Source organism: Pseudomonas putida, assembly GCF_050989985.1.
Lineage (GTDB): Bacteria > Pseudomonadota > Gammaproteobacteria > Pseudomonadales > Pseudomonadaceae > Aquipseudomonas > Aquipseudomonas putida_AI.
Genome location: NZ_CP158815.1, coordinates 785284 through 806535 on the forward strand (window position 1 = coordinate 785284; position 21252 = coordinate 806535).

The following is a 21252-nucleotide window of genomic DNA, read 5'->3' on the forward strand; positions in this document are numbered from 1 at the left end:
AGGGCGAGATTATCACCAACCTGTAACAGGAAGTTGCCACTAGTGAAAATTTCATTAGCCAGACATCGATTTCTGCAGCACAACAAATCCCTGTAGGAGCGAGCCTGCTCGCGAAGGCGGTGGTTCAGTTGATATCAACGTTGGGTGTGCCGACCGCTTTGCGAGCAGGCTCGCTCCTACAGAGGGATGTGTTTCTGCCTGTTACTCCGCCATGAGGCAACTTGTCACGCGGCAAAAGACCACGCAGTTCAACCCCGCAAATGGGACTACTCTTTCAACGTTGCTTGATCCAGATCAAAACCCTCAAGGGAGATGATCCGGCGGCCATAAGGCCAGACTCCCTGCGTAGCGATGCGTGTAAAAAAAGAACAAACAGAGATTCGCCACACTCCATACCCGTGGGGGCCGTGGATGCAGGCTTCCAGCCAGCAGCCGTATTACCTGACAGAGGAAGACTTATGTTCGGTTTAGAGGCACTTGATCTCGCCCGAATTCAGTTCGCGTTCACCATCTCGTTCCACATCCTGTTCCCTGCCATCACCATTGGCCTGGCGAGTTACCTGGCGGTACTCGAAGGCCTGTGGCTCAAGACCCACAACGACACCTACCGTGACCTCTACCATTTCTGGTCGAAGATCTTTGCCGTCAACTTCGGCATGGGCGTGGTCTCGGGGTTGGTCATGGCCTATCAGTTCGGCACCAACTGGAGCCGCTTTTCGGACTTCGCCGGTTCCGTTACCGGCCCGTTGCTGACCTATGAAGTACTCACCGCGTTCTTCCTTGAGGCGGGCTTCCTTGGGGTGATGCTGTTCGGCTGGAACAAGGTCGGGCGCGGCTTGCACTTTTTTGCCACGGTCATGGTCGCCATCGGCACGCTGATCTCGACCTTCTGGATTCTCGCGTCCAACAGCTGGATGCAGACGCCGCAAGGTTACGAAATCATCAACGGCCAGGTGATTCCTACCGACTGGCTGGCGGTGATTTTCAACCCCTCGTTCCCTTATCGTCTGATGCACATGGCCACGGCGGCCTTCGTTGCCACGGCGTTCTTCGTCGGCTCGTCCGCGGCCTGGCATTTGCTGCGCGGCAAGGACAACCCGGCGATCCGCAAGATGCTCTCGATGGCCATGTGGATGGCCTTGATCGTCGCGCCGATCCAGGCGGTGATCGGCGACTTCCATGGTCTCAATACCCTTGAACATCAGCCGGCAAAAATCGCCGCGATCGAAGGCCACTGGGAAAACAAAGGCGACGAGGCCACCCCGTTGATCCTGTTCGGCTGGCCGGACATGAAGGAAGAAAAGACCAAATTCGCCGTCGAGATTCCGTATCTGGGCAGCATCATCCTGACCCACTCCCTGGACAAACAGGTACCGGCGCTCAAGGAGTTCCCGCCTGAAGACCGGCCGAACTCCACCATCGTGTTCTGGTCGTTTCGGATCATGGTCGGCCTGGGTTTCCTGATGATCTTCACAGGCCTGTGGAGCCTCTGGCTGCGCAAGCGCGACACGCTCTACAGCTCACGCCCATTCCTCTACTTGGCGCTGTGGATGGGACCGTCCGGCCTGATCGCGATTCTCGCGGGCTGGTTCACCACGGAAATCGGCCGTCAGCCCTGGGTCGTCTATGGCCTGATGCGCACGGCGGATGCGTCTTCCAACCATAGCGTCATGCAGATGAGCATCACCTTGATCCTGTTTGTGGTGGTGTATTTCGCGCTGTTCGGTGCAGGTCTTGGCTACATGATGCGCCTGGTGCGCAAAGGACCGAAGATCGACGAGGGCAAGGAAACCAACGACGGTGGTCCCGGCCAGAAACGCACACCGGCACGTCCCCTGTCGGCCGCCGACGATCACGCCGATGCCGACCACACCGCGGCCAAGGAGATTTGAATCATGGGTATTGATCTTCCGCTGATCTGGGCCGTGATCATCATCTTCGGCATCATGATGTACGTCGTCATGGACGGCTTCGATCTGGGCATCGGGATCCTGTTCCCGTTCATTCCGGGCAAGACTGATCGTGACGTGATGATGAACACCGTCGCCCCGGTCTGGGACGGCAACGAAACCTGGCTGGTACTGGGGGGCGCTGCGCTGTTCGGGGCCTTTCCGCTGGCTTATTCGGTGGTGCTCTCGGCGTTGTACCTGCCGCTGATTTTCATGCTGATCGGGCTGATTTTCCGTGGCGTGGCCTTCGAGTTCCGCTTCAAGGCCCGAGACGAAAAGCGCCATCTGTGGGACAAGGCGTTCATTGGCGGCTCAGTCGCGGCCACCTTCTTCCAGGGCGTGGCGCTGGGGGCCTTCATCGATGGCCTGCCGGTGGTCGATCGTCAATTCGCCGGTGGCTCCCTGGACTGGCTGACGCCGTTCACCCTGTTCTGTGGCGCCGCGCTGGTGGTGGCCTATGCGCTGCTGGGCTGCACCTGGCTGATCATGAAGACCGAAGGCAAGCTGCAGGAACAGATGCATGACCTGGCGCGGCCTCTGGCGTTCGTGCTGCTGGCGGTGATCGGTATCGTCAGCATCTGGACGCCGCTGGCCCACGTTGAAATCGCCGAACGTTGGTTCACTCTGCCCAACCTGTTCTGGTTCCTGCCGGTACCGATTCTGGTGCTGGTGACCCTGTACGGTCTGATCCGCGCAGTCGCGCGCAATGCCCACTACACGCCATTCCTGCTGACGCTGGTGCTGATCTTCCTCGGCTACAGCGGCCTGGGGATCAGCCTGTGGCCGAATATCGTGCCGCCGTCGATCTCCATCTGGGATGCCGCCGCGCCGCCGCAGAGCCAGGGTTTCATGCTGGTGGGCACGCTGTTCATCATCCCGTTCATCCTGGGCTACACCTTCTGGAGCTACTACGTGTTCCGCGGCAAGGTCACCCATGAAGACGGTTACCACTAGTCTCCCGCCCCAAACCTGTAGGAGCCGAGCTCGCTCGCGATGGCGTCATCACAGACGCCATCGCCCTGAAAGAGGATCGACGCAGTGACCAATAAACCTTCCCTGCACGACATTCAAGAAGCCGAAAAAAAACCGCTGTGGCAGCGGCTTGGCTGGCTGGCCCTGATCTGGGTTGGCAGTGTCGGTGCGCTGTTCATCGTGGCCAGCCTGATGCGGATGTTCATGAACGCCGCCGGCCTGAGCACTCACTGAGACATCCCTCCCGCCGCCTTCGGGCGCGGACTTCCAACCCTCCGTCTGGAGGGTTTTTTTCAGGCTCGTTACTTGCGGGCCTTGAGGATCACGAACTTCGGCGTGGCCGCCACTTGCTCGACTCCACGGAACAGGCGCGCCAACTTGCTGTGATAACCCAGGTGACGGTTGCCGACGATGTACAGCGCACCGCCCACCACCAGCGCTTCGCGGGCTTGCTGGAACATCCGCCAGGCGAGGAAGTCACCGACCACTTGTTGCTGGTGGAACGGTGGATTGCACAGCACCACGTCCAGCGACTGGGGAGGCTGCCCGGCCAGGCCATCGCCAGGCCGTACTTCGACATCGCGCTCGCCCAGTGCGGCGTGCCAGTTTTCTGCGGCTGATTGCACGGCCATGAACGACTCGTCCACCAGCGTGTAGTGGGCTTGCGGGTTCTGCAGGGCACTGGCGATGGCCAGCACGCCATTGCCGCAGCCGAGGTCGGCCACACGTGCCGCGCCAAGGTTTTTCGGCAAGTGCGGCAGAAACGCCCGTGTACCGATGTCCAGGCCTTCGCGGCAAAAGACGTTGGCATGGTTGAGCAGTTCGATGGCGGGCGAGTCGAGGCGGTAACGCGTCGGATAAGGGGAGGTGGCCGGCGCCTGGTCTTGAGCCGTGGCAATCAGCAACCGGGCTTTCTTTACCGCCAGCGATGCCTGCACCGGGCCAATGTAGCGCTCAAGCAGATCACCGGCGGCACGCGGCAAATGCTTGATCATCGCCGCGGCGATCACTTGGGCTCCGGGCGCCAATTGACCTTGCAGGCGGATCAGTTGTTCTTCCAAAAGGGCCAGGGTCTTCGGCACCCGTATCAACACCCGGTCAAAGGGGCCTGCTGGCGTTTCGCTGGCGGGGATGGCCGGCACCGCGTCAAATGCCTGGCCATTGCGGACCAGATTCTTCTCCAATCCCTGGAAAGCCAGGAATGAATCGCCGCTGCTGGTCACGTCGACTTTGCCGACCAGACTGGCAGCCAATGCACCAAAACTGTCGTTGAGCACCAAAACCCGGGTATCGATCGAAGGCTGCTGTTCGGCCAGATGGTTGAGCAGGTATTCGTCTGCCGCATCAAAGGCTTGCAGCGGTTCGTTCTGCTGTTCGGGTTGACGGATCAGGTCGAGGCTGGCGAAAGGCGTTTCGAGCAAAGGCATGGGGTGGGGCTCTGGGTAATCAACGGGTTTCCCGCGCCCAGGGGCGTCGTAGCGGGCGTGGTCGTCCGAGTGCGTTGCGTCGTGGAAGACTCACACGTTGTCACTCTGGAGGAGACGCGGATGGTACGTTTTTTTGAGGCGGATTACCCGCAGGTTTTTCGGCTCAGCGCATCGCGTCGCTATTGAGATAGCCAGCCTTCACGGCGGCAATCACGGCCGAAACCTTGTTGTTGACCCCGAGTTTGCGGATGGCTTCCTGAACATGGAAATTCACGGTACGTGCGCTGATGTTAAGAATTCGGGCGCTCTCATACGCCGTTTTACCCACTGCGGCGAGTTTCAGCACGTCGATTTCCCGCGGCGATAAATTCGTCGCGCAGATTTTTTCCGGTTCCCTGGGCATCGTTTGAGCGACCAGATCATGCAAGTGACGCCCAATAAAGGTGGTGAAGCCAAGGTTTTCATACAGCTCCCACGCGCTGATCGGGCAATGGCTCCTGGCCACACTCACAATGCTGCACAAACCGCTTTCATCGTCGTGAACCGCTTGGGACCACCCGTGCTGTATGCCCTGCTGCTCAAGCGCGTTCCATATCCAGGGTGTATCGCGAAACAGATCTTCGCTCCATAGGACCGGCAAAGCAGATTGATTGCAATGGGCCACTACCGGGTCAGTGGTGACGAGTTTTTTTCTCTCATATTCACGGCTCCACGCGGCGGGATAATTGTTGAACAGCGGTGTATGAAAGTGCTCTGTTTTCGTCGGGCAAGTGGTTGAAAAGGCAAAAAATTTGAAGCCGATGTTTTTTATGAAGTTCAAAGAGATCTGGAAGGCATTCCCAAGTTCGGTTGTAGAGGAAATTTGTTCGAGTTGAGACTCCTTCCACCGTTCCATCACGGGCTCCGTTTTTATTGGTCTAAGCAGTTAATATTGGATCCAGAGTGTTTGCGTTTGGATTGTAGGATTGATCTTACAGTTGTGCTGAGATTTTTTTGAATTTATATCGAGCGGGAAGTAGAGGGTCTGGTTCTATGGGTGAGTATTCAGGAATGAGTATTTAGAACAGCACTATTGAATGTCATTGTTAATATCAAGTGTCCGGCTGGTAATTGTATGGTGCCATATGGCTATTATCTTTGTGCTCTATTGCACTTATTAAATGATAGGCATTTTCTCTAAAAGCACTACAAATCATCGGTGTTTAAGTCATGCGCTTTGCGAGACACTGCGGCCATGGTTTTCTTGGAGCCGCTCATGACCGCCAGTGAAGAGAAATTTACTCGCCAGACCTTGCTCGACGTCCAGCCGCTGACCCCGAACCTGTTTACTCTGCGCGCCACCCGGGATCCGGGCTTTCGTTTCCGGGCGGGGCAGTTTGCCCGACTGGGCGTCACCAAAGCGGACGGCAGCACCGTGTGGCGTGCCTATTCCATGGTGTCGTCGCCTTTCGACGAATTTCTCGAGTTCTTTTCCATTGTGGTACCGGGCGGTGAGTTCACCAGCGAATTGAGTCGGCTGGGCGTCGGCGATACGTTGCTGGTCGATCGCCAGGCCTTTGGATACCTGACGCTCGATCGTTTCGTCGATGGGCGAGACCTGTGGCTGCTATCCACCGGCACGGGCCTGGCGCCGTTTTTATCGATCCTCCAGGATTTCGAGGTGTGGGAGAAATTCGAGCGCATCATCCTGGTCTACAGCGTGCGCGAAACACGGGAGCTGGCCTATCAGGCGTTGATTGCAGGGCTGGCGCAGCGTGAATACCTGGCGGAATACGCGCACAAGTTGCAACTGATCAATACGGTGACGCGCGAGCAGCATCCAGGGGCCCTGAACGGACGGATTACCACGCTGATCGAAAACGGCGAACTGGAACGGGCGGCAGGCGTGGCGCTGACGCCCGAGCACTCGCGGGTCATGCTGTGCGGCAATCCGCAGATGATCGATGACACGCGCAAACTGCTGAAACAGCGAGACATGCACTTGAGCCTCAGCCGCCGACCGGGGCAGGTGGCGGTGGAGAACTTCTGGTAAACAACGGATTACCCCTACCTGTAGCGAGCAGGCTCGCGAACCACCAGATCCCCCTTGGTGAACGCTGGTTTTTCGCGAGCCTGCCAGCTCCGGCAGGTCAAGGGGCGGTCTTCAGGGCCGATCATTCTGGGCCTTGAGCAGATCGCGAATCTCACTCAGCAACTCTTCTTCCTTGGTTGGAACCGGCGGGGCGGAAGGTGCGACAGCTTCTTCGCGTTTCAGTTGGTTGATGGCCTTGACGCCCATGAAGATGGCGAACGCAACGATCACGAAGTCGATCAGGCTCTGGATGAATTTGCCGTAGGCCAATATCACTGCTGGGGTGTCTGCGGTGGCCGCCTTGAGCGTAATGGCCAGGTCACTGAAGTCCACCCCACCGATCAGCAGGCCTATCGGCGGCATGATCACGTCACCGACGAACGAGGTGACGATCTTGCCGAAAGCCGCGCCGATGATGATACCGACGGCCATGTCGACCACGTTGCCTTTGACCGCGAAGGCCTTGAACTCACTTATCACGCCCATAGGTTATTTCCTTGTTACAGATGAGGTTGGTGAAGGCAGTGTAAATCAGCAGGGCGCATCCTGCTTGAACGACTGCCTGAAGCGCTTGCCTGCAATCGACCGGAGGGGCGCCGGAAAGTTTAAATCAGAAGCGGTTCTAGGCGAGGTTATCGTTCTTTGTCCGTAATTCAGATAGAGCCGATTTCGCGTTCGAATCCGGATTTTAGTTGGACTTCGTCATTCGGCTCAATAAGTATGACGATTAATACTATTGGCATAATTTCTCTGGGCTATGAAGTGAGTGCTCTAAACTTAAACAGTAGGTTTATTTTTTGTGTGGATTAATTAACGTTTAGATTGCAGTTGAATTACAAGTGGAGTTATACGGTCGGAGTTTTGACTTGTAGGAGTTGTACAGGTTTCGTTGACGCTTTATAGCCTGTTAATAGCAGGGTCGACTTAAGTAACTTGTACAAGTTGTTTGTGTTTGGAATTGCGAAGCATTCTATTTAACTAGCCATTGGCTCTTACCTTCCTCGATCGTCCTGTATGCAAAGCCTCTGGATAACCGCGCGGGCTCATCTCGCCCGCCTGAGCTATCATCGCGGTTTTTGCCGGGGGTTCAGATGGCCAAGGCCAAGCGTATGTACGGCTGCACCGAGTGCGGCTCAACCTTCCCGAAGTGGGCCGGTCAGTGCAGCGAATGCGGCGCCTGGAACACGCTGACCGAAACCATGGTGGAAAGTGGCGGGGCTGCGGCCCCCACCGGGCGTACCGGTTGGGCTGGCCAACAGGCACAGATCAAGACCCTGGCCGAAGTCAGCGTCGAAGAAATCCCACGGTTCTCGACTGCTTCCAGCGAGCTGGATCGGGTACTGGGAGGCGGTCTGGTCGACGGTTCGGTCGTGCTGATTGGCGGTGACCCGGGTATCGGCAAATCGACCATTCTGCTGCAGACCTTATGCAACCTGGCCAAGAGCATGCCTGCGCTTTACGTCACTGGCGAAGAATCCCAGCAGCAAGTGGCCATGCGTGCACGACGCCTGGGCTTGCCGCAGGATCAATTGCGGGTCATGACCGAAACCTGTATCGAATCCATCATCGCCACGGCCCGCCAGGAAAAGCCCAAGGTCATGGTGATCGACTCGATCCAGACGATTTTCACCGAACAACTGCAATCGGCGCCGGGCGGTGTGTCCCAGGTGCGTGAGAGCGCGGCATTGCTGGTGCGCTATGCCAAGCAGAGCGGCACGGCGATTTTCCTGGTCGGTCACGTGACCAAGGAAGGCGCGCTGGCCGGTCCGCGTGTGCTGGAGCATATGGTCGATACGGTGCTGTACTTCGAAGGCGAGTCGGATGGACGCCTGCGTTTGCTGCGGGCGGTGAAAAACCGTTTCGGTGCGGTAAACGAACTGGGCGTGTTCGGCATGACCGACAAGGGCTTGAAGGAAGTCTCCAATCCTTCGGCGATTTTTCTGACACGTGCTCAGGAAGAAGTACCGGGCAGTGTGGTGATGGCAACGTGGGAAGGCACACGGCCGATGCTGGTGGAAGTCCAGGCGCTGGTCGATGACAGCCATTTGGCCAACCCGCGCCGGGTGACCCTGGGTCTAGATCAGAACCGTCTGGCGATGTTGCTGGCGGTGCTGCACCGTCACGGCGGTATTCCGACCCATGACCAGGACGTATTTCTCAACGTGGTCGGCGGTGTGAAGGTACTGGAAACGGCTTCGGACCTGGCATTGATGGCGGCGGTGATGTCGAGTTTGCGCAATCGGCCTCTGCCTCACGACCTGCTGGTGTTCGGGGAGGTTGGTTTGTCCGGCGAAGTGCGCCCGGTGCCCAGTGGCCAGGAACGTTTGAAAGAAGCGGCCAAGCACGGCTTCAAGCGTGCCATCGTACCCAAGGGCAATGCACCGAAAGAGGCGCCGCAGGGGCTGCAGATCATCGCGGTCACGCGCCTTGAACAGGCCCTCGATGCCTTGTTTGAATAAACGCGGTCCCCTGTAGGAGCTGCCGAAGGCTGCGATCTTTTGACTTTGATGTAAAAAGCAAAAGATCGCAGCCTGCGGCAGCTCCTACAAAAGGGGCCTCAAATTTCGATCAGAGCACCCAACTCCCGCTCAAGCTCCCGCTGGTCTCCCAGATTGAGCTCAATCAATCGCCGCAAGCGCTCGATGGATTCCAGGCTGATGTGGTGGCAGACAAATCCCAACTGACCCTGGTCTTCGTGGGTCAATTGCACTTCCATTTCGATATCGACGTCTTCGCTCAGATGAACGTCGACGAAAAAATCCTGCTGCGGGTCGCCCAGCCACGGTTCAGGTCGCTGGATCAGCAAACCCTTGAGAGATAGATCGATCAGCTTGACCGGCCAGACGAATTCCCCCTGGCTCAGCTCCGTTCTGGCATCGAACGCAATACGTTTGAAGCGGCGGCGATCGGCAGGGTGCTCGCTCATGGCGCAATCCTCTAGATGTTCGCTGACTATAGACCCGCATTGTTAGAACCTGCCAGCCAGTGCGGGGCTCTAGACCAACGTTGGGGTATGGCCTTTGCCGTCAGGAGAGCTAAACTCGGAGTGGCTGTCTTTCTGTCCACTCTGGCTGGAATAATAAAATGAAAAATAATAATAGCCCGCTACGCCACTTACCCTGGCTGGTGCTGGCAATCGTTGGAGCGTGCGCCCTTGGTGTAGTGGCACTGCGCCGAGGTGAGGCGATCAACGCCTTGTGGATTGTGGTCGCTGCCGTGGCCATCTATCTGGTTGCGTATCGCTACTACAGTCTGTTCATCGCTAACAATGTGATGCAGCTCGACCCGCGACGGGCCACCCCCGCCGTGCTCAACAATGACGGTCTGGACTACGTCCCTACCAACAAACACATCCTCTTCGGTCACCACTTCGCGGCCATTGCCGGCGCGGGGCCTCTGGTCGGCCCGGTATTGGCGGCGCAGATGGGCTACCTGCCCGGCACGCTGTGGCTGATTGCCGGCGTGGTATTGGCCGGTGCGGTGCAGGATTTCATGGTCCTGTTCATGTCCACCCGCCGCAACGGTCGTTCCCTGGGCGACATGGTGCGTGAAGAAATGGGTCGCATCCCCGGCACCATCGCGCTGTTCGGCTGCTTCCTGATCATGATCATCATCCTCGCGGTGCTGGCGCTGATCGTGGTCAAGGCCCTGGCCGAAAGCCCCTGGGGCATTTTCACGGTGATGGCGACCATCCCGATCGCGATGTTCATGGGCATCTACATGCGCTACATCCGCCCGGGCCGCATCGGTGAGATCTCGGTGATCGGCGTCGTATTGCTGCTGGCTTCGATCTGGCTGGGCGGGCAGATTGCCGCTGACCCGGTCTGGGCCAAGGCCTTCACCTTCACCGGTGTGCAGATCACCTGGATGCTGATCGGCTACGGTTTCGTCGCCGCGGTACTGCCGGTGTGGCTGATCCTGGCACCCCGTGACTACCTGTCGACCTTCCTGAAAATCGGCACCATCGTCGCCCTGGCCATTGGCATCCTGGTGACCATGCCCGAGCTGAAAATGCCGGCCCTGACCCAGTTCATCGACGGCACCGGTCCCGTATGGAAGGGCGGTCTGTTCCCGTTCCTGTTCATCACCATTGCCTGTGGCGCGGTATCGGGTTTCCACGCACTGATCTCTTCCGGCACCACGCCAAAACTGCTCGATAACGAGGTCAACGCCCGTTATATCGGCTACGGCGGCATGCTGATGGAATCCTTCGTGGCGATCATGGCCATGGTCGCCGCTTCGGTGATCGAGCCTGGCGTGTACTTCGCCATGAACAGCCCGGCGGCGGTGGTCGGCGGTGATGTGGTGGCGGTGGCGACCGCGGTCAGCAACTGGGGCTTCGCAATTACCCCGGACACGCTGCAAGCGGTAGCCCACGACATCGGCGAAACCACCATCCTGGCCCGTGCCGGCGGTGCGCCGACTCTGGCGGTAGGTATCGCGCAGATCCTGCACAGCGTGCTGCCCGGTGAAAACACCATGGCGTTCTGGTACCACTTCGCGATTCTGTTCGAAGCGCTGTTCATCCTGACCGCGGTGGACGCCGGTACCCGTGCCGGGCGTTTCATGCTGCAGGATCTCTTGGGCTCTTTCGTACCAGCGCTGCAGCGTACCGAGTCCTGGACCGCCAACCTGATCGCGACTGCCGGTTGCGTGGCCATGTGGGGCTGGTTGCTGTATCAAGGCGTGATCGATCCGCTGGGTGGCATCAACACCTTGTGGCCGCTTTTCGGTATCTCCAACCAGATGCTGGCGGGTATCGCGCTGATGCTTGGCACCGTAGTGCTGATCAAAATGAAGCGCCAGCGCTACATCTGGGTGACCTTGCTGCCAGCAACGTGGCTGCTGATCTGCACCACGACCGCCGGCTTCATCAAGCTGTTCGACGCCAACCCGGCGATCGGCTTCCTGTCGCTGGCGAAAAAATACAGCGATGCCCTGGCCAACGGCCAGATCCTCGCTCCGGCCAAGGACATCACGCAGATGCAGCACGTGATCTTCAACGCCTACACCAACGCTACGCTGACCGCACTGTTCCTGTTCGTGGTGTTCAGCATCCTGTTCTATGCACTCAAGGTCGGCATTGCCTCCTGGGGTAAAAAAGAACGTACGGATAAAGAATCGCCCTTCCAGGCGCTGCCGGATGCGTGATCGAGGATTGCAGCATGTTCAATGACCTGAGTCGCCTCGGAAAATACCTCGGTCAGGCCGCGCGCCTGATGGTCGGCATGCCCGACTACGACAACTACGTCGAGCACATGCAAAACAAGCACCCGGACAAACCGGTGATGAGCTACGAGGCGTTCTTCCGCGAACGCCAGGAAGCCCGCTACGGTGGCAAGGGTGGGCCGAAGTGCTGTTGATTCGACCCTCGAATTAACAGCAACACCTGTGGGAGCGAGCCTGCTCGCGATGAACGCAAGGACAACGCGTGTATTCGGAAAGTACGCGTTATCGTTGACGTCCATCGCGAGCAGGCTCGCTCCCACATTTGTTTTTTGTTGAAACTTTAACCATGTGAATCAGGAGATCCAGTTTGTCCTCTCCCATCCCGGTCACGATCCTCAGCGGCTTCCTCGGCGCCGGCAAGACCACTCTGCTGCGCCACCTGCTTAAAGCCGAGCACGGCCTGAAAATCGCCGTGATCGAAAATGAATTCAGCGACGCCGGTATCGACACCCAGCTGTTGGGCGCAGAACCGGTACAAGTGATGACGCTGTCCAATGGCTGCGTCTGCTGCACCATTCACACCGACTTGACCAAGGCCCTGTACCTGCTGCTCGAACGTCTGGACAGTGGGGAAATCGCCTTCGACCGCCTGGTGATCGAATGCACCGGGCTGGCTGATCCGGCACCCGTGGCGCAGACCTTCTTCATCGACGAAGAACTGCGCGAGCGTTACATCCTCGACGGCATCATCACCCTGGTGGATGCGGCGCACGCCGAGCAGCACCTGACTCAAACCATCGCCCAGGCACAGATCGGTTTTGCCGACCGCTTACTGGTGAGCAAGCGCGACCTGGTGGACGAGTCGACCTTCAATGCCCTGAGCGAACGCCTGACCCGCATCAACCGCCGCGCACCCATTCGCGTGGTTGACCACGGCAAGATCGACCTGGCGGAAATGCTCGATGTGCGTGGTTTCAATCTCAATGCCGACCTGGGAGGCGGCGTGAGTTTGCGTCCGGTCAGTGCGGCGCCTTCCATCGATCGCATTTCCAGCCTGGTGCTGCGCACCGACAAGCCGCTGGATATCGACAAGCTCAGCGAGTTCATGAACGAACTGCTGGAGGACCATGGCAAGCAGTTGCTGCGCTACAAAGGTGTGTTGAACATTCTGGGCGAGCCGCGACGCATGGTGTTTCAGGGGGTGCTGAAGTTGTATGGATTCGATTGGGATACGGAGTGGGCGGAAGATGAAACGCGTGAAAGTGTAATCGTATTCATTGCCGACGATTTACCAGAGGAGAAAATTCGAGAGGGGTTTGCACGGGTGGCGGCGGAGTAAGGGTAGATAAATTTATCGAATCGATATCATCAAGCTAACAATGCCGCAGGAGCGGGCGGGTGATGTTCCGGTTTGTCCGTAACAATGACTTTCCGGAAACTTGATTGCTCGCTCCTGACGGTAATTTAAATCTTCGTTTATTTAATATTGTTATTGATGGGGTTGCCTGAGCTTCAATAAGGCACGTTTCGTTCAAGAATATTCAAGTTGAAACAAATGCCGTCTTCACCTGCATCGCCCAGATAGAGATGAGGTGATCCTCGGAATGTTCTGTCGCCGAGTCTTCCCGCGTTTCGTATCCTGAGCCAGACGGTGTGCTCAGGACCGGGTAAATCATCCAGTGTGATAATTCGGCCCTTGGGGTCGAGTATGTTGTAAGAGGTTGTCTTGCTCCCTGCGGCCGGGTACGCACCGAGCAGCTTCGAGGGGCCCATGCTGATGCAGTTCCAGTTGTAGGTTTTCGGAGACCGAACATACATCACGTAATAATCTTCGGCGCACCTGAAATAGAGTTCCAGGGGGGCGATTTTTTCTTTTTGATCATCTTTGCGAAAGCTTAAAAAGTTTGTGTGGTCTCGACGCTGTGGGGCACCGATGAAGTGTCCGCCACCGAACATTGTTTCGAGAACAATGACGGGATCGCCGTGGAGTATTTTCAAAAAGTTAAGTTGGTAGTTCGGGATTGTCAGTGTGGCTGTAAAGGATCGTCGTTGATCAATGCTCATGGGAAGTTCCTGATGATTGAGTTCAGGGAACTTATATTGGGTTGGTGATTGGGTGGTGTATTTAGTGTGGCAGCCTATTTCTGCAGGTTGGCTTTAAGTTGGTTCAGGGGCTGCAAGTTTTTGGTGGGTTTTAAATGTCATGAGGTTTTAAAATAATGAGCATAAAAAACCCGGCCGAGGCCGGGTTTTTCAATCTGACAACTTACAATCAGGCGCCGTATACCGGCAGCTTCTTGCAGATGGCTTTGACTTTCTCACGAACGGCGTCGATGACTGCTTCGTTGTTCAGGTCAGCCAGGATGTCGCAGATCCAGCCAGCCAGTTCCTTGCACTCGGCTTCCTTGAAACCACGAGTGGTCACGGCCGGAGTACCGAAGCGCAGGCCGGAAGTGACGAACGGGGAGCGTGGGTCGTTTGGCACGGAGTTCTTGTTCACGGTGATGAAAGCCTTGCCCAGAGCGGCGTCAGCGTCTTTACCGGAGATTTCCTGCTTGATCAGCGACAGCAGGAACAGGTGGTTCTGAGTACCACCGGAAACCACGTCGAAACCGCGCTCGATGAACACGCTGGCCATGGCCTGGGCGTTTTTCACCACTTGTTGCTGGTAGGCCTTGAACTCAGGCTGCAGCGCTTCCTTGAAGCAGATCGCCTTGGCAGCGATCACGTGCTCCAGCGGGCCACCCTGGGCGCCTGGGAATACCGCGGAGTTCAGCTTCTTCTCGATGTCGGCGTTGGCGCGAGCCAGGATCAGGCCGCCACGTGGACCGCGCAGGGTCTTGTGAGTGGTGGTGGTCACGACGTCGGCGAATGGAACCGGGTTCGGGTAGACACCAGCGGCAACCAGACCGGCCACGTGGGCCATGTCGACGAACAGGTAGGCACCGACCTTGTCAGCGATAGCGCGGAAGCGTGGGAAGTCCAGGATCTGCGAGTACGCAGAGAAACCGGCCACGATCATTTTCGGCTTGTGCTCGACCGCCAGGCGCTCGACTTCGTCGTAGTCGATCAGGCCGTTGGCGTCGATGCCGTACTGGATGGCGTTGTACAGCTTGCCCGAAGACGAAACGCTGGCACCGTGGGTCAGGTGACCGCCGTGGGCCAGGCTCATGCCCAGGATGGTGTCGCCAGCCGACAGCAGGGCCAGGTAGACGGCGCTGTTGGCTTGGGAGCCGGCGTGTGGCTGAACGTTGGCGTAATCGGCGCCGAACAGCTCTTTTGCACGGTCGATGGCCAGTTGCTCAACAACGTCGACGTACTCGCAACCACCGTAGTAGCGCTTGCCCGGGTAGCCTTCGGCGTACTTGTTGGTCAGTACCGAGCCTTGAGCTTCCATCACCGCAGGGCTGGTGTAGTTTTCCGAAGCGATCAGCTCAATGTGCTCTTCCTGGCGCTGAGCTTCTTGCTCCATGGCGGCAAAGAGATCGGCGTCGTACTTGGCAATAGTCAAATCACGGCTGAACATGGCGGTCCTCAAGGATCGGGGGCGGAAAAGGGGGGCATTCTAACCCAACGGGTTTTAGATGGCATATGAAACGGCATCATGTCGCAGACAAGTGGTGTTCATGCGGGGATTAGCGGTGATCGTGCCGTCCTCATCGCGGGCAGGCCCGCGCCCACAGGGACTGCGACGTCCTTGTGGGAGCGAGCTTGCTCGCGATTGGGGTATGAGGATCGCCGCAAAATTCAGTCGAACACGAACAACGCATCATTACTGAACTGCACTTCGAACCTGTCGGCCGGCATCGGGCGGCCGAACAGGTAGCCCTGAACCTCATCACAGCCGTGTTCCCTCAGGAAATCCAGCTGCTCCTGGGTTTCCACACCCTCGGCGATTACCGCCAGGTTGAGGCTGTGGGCCATGGCGATGATCGCCCGGGCGATCTGCGCATCCTGTTCACCCGACGGCAGGCCGTCGACGAAGGTGCGGTCGATTTTCAGTACATCGATCGGGAACTGCTTGAGGTAGTTGAGCGATGAGTAACCGGTGCCGAAGTCATCGACCGCAATGCTCAGGCCGAGGTTTTTCAGGCCATCGAGAATCTGCATCGCCTCGCTGACTTCGCGCATCAGGATACTTTCGGTCAGCTCCAGCTCCAGGCAGGCCGGCGGCAGGCCGGTGTCCTTGAGGATGGTGGCGATCCGCGTGCCGAGCTGGCCATCGGAGAACTGCCGGGCCGAGATGTTTACCGAGATTTTCGGCACCCGCACCTTGGCCTGATGCCAGGTCTTGAGCTGGCGGCAAGCCTCGCTGATGACCCAGTCGCCCACATCCACCACCAGGCCCAGTTCCTCTAGCACCGGAATGAAATCCCCCGGTGGCACCATGCCGCGGCGCGGATGGCACCAGCGCAACAGGGCTTCGGCACCGGTCAAACGTTTGCCATCGCCGCTGAATTGCGGCTGGTAGAACAGCGTGAACTCGTTCTGTTCCAGGGCATGGCGCAGGTCGCTTTCCAGTTCCAGGCGCTCCAGAGCACTGGCATTCATGTCCGTCTGATAGAACTGGAAGTTGTTTTTGCCGCGCTCCTTGGCGTGGTACATCGCGGTATCGGCGTTCTTCATCAACTGGCTGAGTTCGTTGCCGTCCTGCGGGCTCAGGGCAATGCCGATACTGGCCGTGACGAAGAACTCGCGGCCTTCGAGCACGAACGGCTTCACCAGGCCGGCGAGAATCTGTTCCGCCACGTGAATCGCCCGGTTCAAGGCGATTTCCCGGTTTGCCCGCGGTTGCAGGAGCAGGGTGAACTCGTCGCCGCCCATGCGCGCCACGGTGTCGTCATCGTCGACGCACTCGAGCAGGCGAGTGGCCATTTCCTTGAGCATGCGATCGCCGGCGGCATGGCCCAGGGAGTCGTTGATCGGCTTGAAGCGGTCGAGGTCGAGGAACATCAGCACCACCCAGGACTTCTGCCGCTCGGCCGCTTGCAGGGCGGTGTGCAGGCGATCCTGGAACAGCGAGCGGTTCGGCAGGTGTGTCAGGGCGTCGTAATAGGCCAGGCGGTGAATCCGTTGTTCACTGGCCTTGCGCTCGCTGATGTCACTGAAGAAGCACACGTAGCTGGCCAGGTCACCCTCGTCGTCCAGCACCGCTGTGATGCCGACCCAGGCCGGGTAATGCTCGCCGTTGCGCCGCTTGAGCCAGACTTCGCCTTCCCAGGTGCTGTTCTGGTTCAGTTGCTTGAGCACATAACGCAGATGGGCTTCCTGCTGTTCGTCGACCGTCAGCATGTTTGGCAACTGGTCGAGCACCTGTTCGACCGCATAACCGCTGACGCGGCTGAAGGCTTCGTTGGCCTGGACGATGTAGCCGGCCGGGTCGGTGATCAGGATCGCCGAGGTCGAGTGTTCGAATACCGTGGCGGCCATGCGCAGGTCTTTTTCGGCACGACGTTGCTGGCTGACATCGCGGCCGACACCGAGCACGCCTTCGAATGCGCCATGCTCGTCCCAGACCAGTACCAGCCGCAGCTCGATGGGGATCTTGCGTCCGTCGGCCCGCAGGCAGTCGAACAGGAACAATTGCGTTTGTACCTGGCTGCGCAACAGCGCCAGTTGCTCGGGTTGATCCAGCGCCTTGCTGACCCGCTCCATCAGGCTGTAAATGCCGGTCAGTTGCTGCGGGTTGGCGATGGTCGAATTCCAGCCGTTCTGGAAAATCCATTCGGCGTCATAACCCAACACGGCTTGCACCGAGGGGCTGACGTAGTTGAGGCTCAGGCGGTTGTCGGTCGAGATGATCACGTCGCTGATGCTTTCGGCGAGCATCCGGTAGCGCTGCTCGCTGTCACGCAGCGATTCACTGGCTTCGATCTGCTCGGTCACGTCCTTGGCCACGCCGATGATGCGGGTGACCTGGTTGTGCTTGTCGCGGGCCAGGGCCTGTTCGCGAATGTCGAAACGCCGCCATTCGCCGTTGCGGTGACGGAAGCGCAGCTGGCACTGCATCAGTTGGCTGTAGCCACCCTGGCGCTGGTGATGGCGCGAGCGGTGATAGAAGTCGGCGTCGTCGGGGTGCAGCAGGATTTCCCAGAAATACTCACCCATCTGCTGCAGTTCGGTGCGGTTGTACCCCAGGGTCTGGCCCAGATGGTGGTTGCTGAAAATCATTCGCTGGCTGATCACATCCTGCACGTACAGGTGATCGGGCACGGTACGCACCACATCGGACCAGAAGCCTTCCCGTTCCTGCAGCGACAGCTCCGTGAGCTTGCGGCTGGTGATGTCGGTGATGCTGAGGATCACCGCTTTGTTTTCCTCAGGGCTCTGCGGCAGGCGTAGCACCAGCCACAGGTGCTGGTCGCGGCCATTGGCGTCCTGGAGCTTGATCTCCAGCTCCAGTTGCTTCTGCTGGTTGAGTGTCGCTTCGAGCACCTGATTGCCGATGGCGCTGCCATCCAGCGGGCTGCCTTCGATCAGCAGGTCCCAGGCCTGTTCGCAGCTATTGACGTTGAGCAGTTGCAACGCCACTTGGTTGACTTCGGTAACGCGCAGCGCTTGCAGCAACTGCCGGCGTTGTTCCGGTTCCTGGAGCCATTCGCGCAGTTGCTCGTTGTTTTGCAGTCGGGCCTTGTCCAGGGCGGTCTTGAGGCCAGACATGTCGAGTACGCACAAGGCGACGCCCGTGCCTTCGAAAATCTCCTGATAACGCCGGCGACCTTCATGCAGTTGGCGCTGGCGCCGACGCATGTTCAGCAGGACGATAAAAGGCAGCATGGAAAAGGCCAGGCCCAGCAGGCATTTACCGATGAAGGCCGGCAGCAGATCTTCAAGCACCTGCTGGCGATCGAACAGCCCGCGCAGTTGCCAGTCGCTGCTGCTCAGGGGAACGGTCAGCACGCTGTTGCTCAGATCGTCCTGGGTCAGCGTGCCCGGGTTGACCAGGGGCAGCGCTTCATCGCGACTGATGATCTGGTGGTTGTAGCGGTTTTCCACCAGCCACTGCGGGCGGTTATCGGCGTCGCCGAGCTGGGTCAGGGACGAAAAAAACGTCGGCTTGAAGCGCAAGGCCCAGTAGCCACGGGTGCTGCCGCTGGCTTGATGCAGCAACAGATGCACGACCGAGCCATCGATGGCATTACTGAAGTAATGAGGCTGGGCATGACTGCGCCGGACCAGTTCGCTCAAGTAGTCGGCGTCTTCGCTGTTGCTCGCGCTGTCAGCGAGGATGATGCCCGATGGGCTGAGCAAGGCGAGGCTGATCAGGTCGGGCAGCGATTTTTGCAGCTTGAGCAGCAACTCCTGCTGTTCTTCGATGCCTTGCGGTTGTTCGACGATCGGCAGTAGGTTAAGGGCGATTCGTGCGTTGAGCGCCATGTTCAGGCTGACTTGCGTGGCAAGGTCGGCGGTGTAGTCGATGGTGTACTGGCGCTGGCTTTTCTGGGTTTCGCGCAGCTGGTCCAGCAGCTGCCAGAACATCAGCGCGAGCAGTAGCAGCACCAGGGTCGCCAGGGCGCTTTTCAGGGTTCCGCGCAGGGGCGAACCGTTCGCGGATGCCGGCGCACGAGTGGTCAGGGGCGGAGGGGCAATGGACAAACTGTAATCCTGCGGTTTGGCTGGACTGGCGCGACGTGCACTATAAGCCGGACGCCCGAAGGGCGGCTAGCATGCCTTGAGTTGTGGCAAAGTGCCAGCCCCGCTCGGCTGGACGGCCTCTCGTCATTCAGGTAGCTTTGCCGGTTACGCGGGAGCGTTCCAGCTCCTAGAATCAGACTTTTTTCAGCGTGCACGCTTCGGTCTCCATCGAGCGGTCTACGCGCACGGTCTGGCCCGGGCATCGCCTGCGCTCCAATCATTCATCAGTCACTGACCCTAGGTTCTCCATGGCTCAATACGTATTCACCATGCATCGGCTGGGCAAAGTTGTGCCGCCGAAGCGGGAAATCCTGAAAAACATCTCCCTGTCGTTCTTCCCCGGCGCCAAGATCGGCGTGCTCGGCCTCAACGGTTCGGGCAAGTCCACCCTGTTGAAGATCATGGCGGGTGTCGACACCGAGTTTGAAGGCGAAGCGCGTCCGATGCCGGAGCTGAACATCGGTTATCTGCCGCAAGAGCCACAACTTGATCCTGCCAAGACCGTGCGTGAAGTGGTCGAGGAAGCGGTCAGCGTGATCAAGGACGCCCAGGCGCGCCTGGACGAGGTCTACGCGGCCTACGCCGATCCGGATGCCGACTTCGACAAGCTGGCTGCCGAACAGGCCAAGCTGGAAGCGATCCTGCAGGCCAGCGATGGTCACAACCTGGAGCGCCAGCTGGAAGTGGCCGCCGATGCGCTGCGCCTGCCAGCCTGGGAAGCCAAAGTTGAGCATCTGTCCGGTGGTGAAAAGCGTCGTGTGGCCCTGTGCCGCCTGCTGCTGTCGGCCCCTGACATGCTGCTGCTCGACGAACCGACTAACCACCTGGACGCCGATTCCGTCGCCTGGCTGGAGCACTTCCTGCACGACTTCCCGGGCACTGTGGTCGCGATTACGCACGACCGTTACTTCCTGGACAACGTCGCTGGCTGGATTCTGGAACTCGACCGCGGCGCGGGCATTCCTTACGAGGGCAACTATTCGGGCTGGCTGGAAGCCAAGTCCGATCGTCTGGCCCAGGAATCCAAGCAGCAGTCGGCTCATGAAAAAGCCATGAAGGAAGAACTGGAGTGGGTGCGCAAAGGCGCCAAGGCCCGCCAGTCCAAATCCAAGGCTCGTCTGCAACGCTTTGAAGAAATGCAATCGCAGGAATTCCAGAAGCGCAGCGAAACCAACGAGATCTACATCCCGGCCGGTCCGCGCCTGGGCGACAAGGTCATCGAATTCAAGAACGTCACCAAGGGCTACGGCGATCGAGTGTTGATCGACAACCTGTCGTTCTCCATGCCAAAAGGCGCCATCGTCGGCGTTATCGGTGGTAACGGTGCCGGTAAGTCGACCCTGTTCCGCATGCTGATGGGCAAGGAAACCCCGGATTCGGGCTCCATCGAAATCGGCGAAACCGTGCAACTGGCCTGTGTGGACCAGAGCCGCGAAGACCTGGACGGCAGCAAGACGGTATTCCAGCAAATCTCCGACGGTTCCGACCAGATCCGCATCGGCAGCTACGAGATCCCTTCGCGTACCTACGTCGGTCGCTTCAACTTCAAGGGCGGCGACCAGCAGAAGTTCGTCAAGGACCTGTCCGGTGGTGAGCGTGGTCGCCTGCACCTGGCGCTGACGCTGAAAGAGGGCGGCAACGTCCTGCTGCTCGACGAACCGTCCAACGACCTCGACGTTGAAACCCTGCGTTCCCTGGAAGAAGCCTTGCTGGACTTCCCGGGCGCTGCCATTGTGATCTCTCACGATCGGTGGTTCCTTGACCGCGTGGCAACTCACATCCTGGCGTACGAAGACGACTCGCAAGCGGTGTTCTTCGAAGGCAACTACACCGAATACGAAGCCGATCGCAAAAAGCGCCTCGGCGAAGCGGCTGCCCAGCCGCACCGTGTACGGCACAAGAAACTGGCCTGATTTCAGGTTGGTTGCATGAAAAAGCGGAGCCTTCGGGCTCCGTTTTTTTTTGCGTTTTTTTCAGGGATACCGCGGTGAATCGATCGCGAGCAAGCTTTGCTCCCACAGGTTGAACG

At 58.6% G+C, this 21252-nt stretch carries 16 protein-coding genes; 9 read left to right on the forward strand and 7 right to left on the reverse strand.

Annotation, left to right across the window (positions count from 1 at the left end; translation table 11 throughout):
* Positions 1–458 precede the first annotated feature (458 nt).
* The 3 genes from ABTV29_RS03755 (at position 459) to ABTV29_RS03765 (ending at position 3155) form a co-directional block, all read left to right on the forward strand.
* Positions 459–1892: a cytochrome ubiquinol oxidase subunit I gene (locus ABTV29_RS03755; protein WP_433768894.1), complete on the forward strand. Its 1434-nt coding sequence runs from the start codon at positions 459–461 to the stop codon at positions 1890–1892.
* Between the two features lie 3 nt (positions 1893–1895).
* Positions 1896–2903 (forward strand): cytochrome d ubiquinol oxidase subunit II, encoded by a 1008-nt coding sequence (gene cydB, locus ABTV29_RS03760; protein WP_433768895.1) that lies wholly within the window; start codon positions 1896–1898, stop codon positions 2901–2903.
* Between the two features lie 84 nt (positions 2904–2987).
* Positions 2988–3155, forward strand: a complete 168-nt coding sequence (locus tag ABTV29_RS03765) for a DUF2474 domain-containing protein (protein ID WP_433768896.1) — start codon at positions 2988–2990, stop codon at positions 3153–3155.
* A gap of 68 nt (positions 3156–3223) precedes the next feature.
* Here ABTV29_RS03765 and ABTV29_RS03770 read toward each other — a convergent pair whose 3' ends face one another.
* Complete coding sequence (locus tag ABTV29_RS03770; protein WP_433768897.1) at positions 3224–4348, reverse strand: methyltransferase; 1125 nt, start codon at positions 4346–4348, stop codon at positions 3224–3226.
* A gap of 163 nt (positions 4349–4511) precedes the next feature.
* Positions 4512–5243 carry a helix-turn-helix transcriptional regulator gene (locus tag ABTV29_RS03775; protein WP_433768898.1) on the reverse strand — a complete coding sequence of 244 codons (732 nt, stop codon included), beginning with the start codon at positions 5241–5243 and terminating at the stop codon, positions 4512–4514.
* 360 nt (positions 5244–5603) lie between these two features.
* Between ABTV29_RS03775 and ABTV29_RS03780 the strand changes: the two genes are divergently transcribed.
* The gene (locus tag ABTV29_RS03780) at positions 5604–6380 is read left to right on the forward strand and encodes a ferredoxin--NADP reductase (protein ID WP_433768899.1); all 777 of its coding nucleotides are present in this window, start codon (positions 5604–5606) and stop codon (positions 6378–6380) included.
* Positions 6381–6491: 111 nt separating this feature from the next.
* Here the strand turns inward: ABTV29_RS03780 and mscL are convergent, their stop codons facing one another.
* Positions 6492–6905: a large-conductance mechanosensitive channel protein MscL gene (gene mscL, locus ABTV29_RS03785; RefSeq protein ID WP_433768900.1), complete on the reverse strand. Its 414-nt coding sequence runs from the start codon at positions 6903–6905 to the stop codon at positions 6492–6494.
* A gap of 605 nt (positions 6906–7510) precedes the next feature.
* Between mscL and radA the strand changes: the two genes are divergently transcribed.
* Positions 7511–8878, forward strand: coding sequence for a DNA repair protein RadA (gene radA, locus ABTV29_RS03790; protein WP_433768901.1), 1368 nt, complete (start codon positions 7511–7513; stop codon positions 8876–8878).
* A gap of 98 nt (positions 8879–8976) precedes the next feature.
* Here radA and ABTV29_RS03795 read toward each other — a convergent pair whose 3' ends face one another.
* Positions 8977–9345 (reverse strand): PilZ domain-containing protein, encoded by a 369-nt coding sequence (locus tag ABTV29_RS03795; RefSeq protein WP_433768902.1) that lies wholly within the window; start codon positions 9343–9345, stop codon positions 8977–8979.
* Positions 9346–9503: 158 nt separating this feature from the next.
* Here ABTV29_RS03795 and ABTV29_RS03800 point away from each other — a divergent pair, with 158 nt between their 5' ends.
* The 3 genes from ABTV29_RS03800 to yjiA all read left to right on the forward strand — a co-directional run bounded on the left by ABTV29_RS03800 (position 9504) and on the right by yjiA (position 12927).
* Complete coding sequence (locus ABTV29_RS03800) at positions 9504–11570, forward strand: carbon starvation CstA family protein (protein WP_433768903.1); 2067 nt, start codon at positions 9504–9506, stop codon at positions 11568–11570.
* A gap of 14 nt (positions 11571–11584) precedes the next feature.
* Positions 11585–11782 carry a YbdD/YjiX family protein gene (locus ABTV29_RS03805; RefSeq protein ID WP_077046022.1) on the forward strand — a complete coding sequence of 66 codons (198 nt, stop codon included), beginning with the start codon at positions 11585–11587 and terminating at the stop codon, positions 11780–11782.
* A 173-nt stretch (positions 11783–11955) separates the two neighbouring features.
* Positions 11956–12927 carry a GTPase gene (gene yjiA, locus ABTV29_RS03810; protein ID WP_433768904.1) on the forward strand — a complete coding sequence of 324 codons (972 nt, stop codon included), beginning with the start codon at positions 11956–11958 and terminating at the stop codon, positions 12925–12927.
* 173 nt (positions 12928–13100) lie between these two features.
* On the opposite strand, the gene ABTV29_RS03815 is transcribed toward yjiA, so the two are convergent.
* The 3 genes from ABTV29_RS03815 to ABTV29_RS03825 all read right to left on the reverse strand — a co-directional run bounded on the left by ABTV29_RS03815 (position 13101) and on the right by ABTV29_RS03825 (position 19184).
* Complete coding sequence (locus ABTV29_RS03815; RefSeq protein WP_433768905.1) at positions 13101–13652, reverse strand: hypothetical protein; 552 nt, start codon at positions 13650–13652, stop codon at positions 13101–13103.
* Positions 13653–13860: 208 nt separating this feature from the next.
* Positions 13861–15114 carry a serine hydroxymethyltransferase gene (gene glyA / locus ABTV29_RS03820; protein ID WP_095942056.1) on the reverse strand — a complete coding sequence of 418 codons (1254 nt, stop codon included), beginning with the start codon at positions 15112–15114 and terminating at the stop codon, positions 13861–13863.
* 221 nt (positions 15115–15335) lie between these two features.
* Positions 15336–19184 (reverse strand): sensor domain-containing protein, encoded by a 3849-nt coding sequence (locus ABTV29_RS03825; RefSeq protein ID WP_433768906.1) that lies wholly within the window; start codon positions 19182–19184, stop codon positions 15336–15338.
* 287 nt (positions 19185–19471) lie between these two features.
* On the opposite strand from ABTV29_RS03825, the gene ettA reads away from it, so the two are divergent.
* Complete coding sequence (gene ettA / locus ABTV29_RS03830; RefSeq protein WP_433768907.1) at positions 19472–21136, forward strand: energy-dependent translational throttle protein EttA; 1665 nt, start codon at positions 19472–19474, stop codon at positions 21134–21136.
* Positions 21137–21252 lie beyond the last annotated feature (116 nt).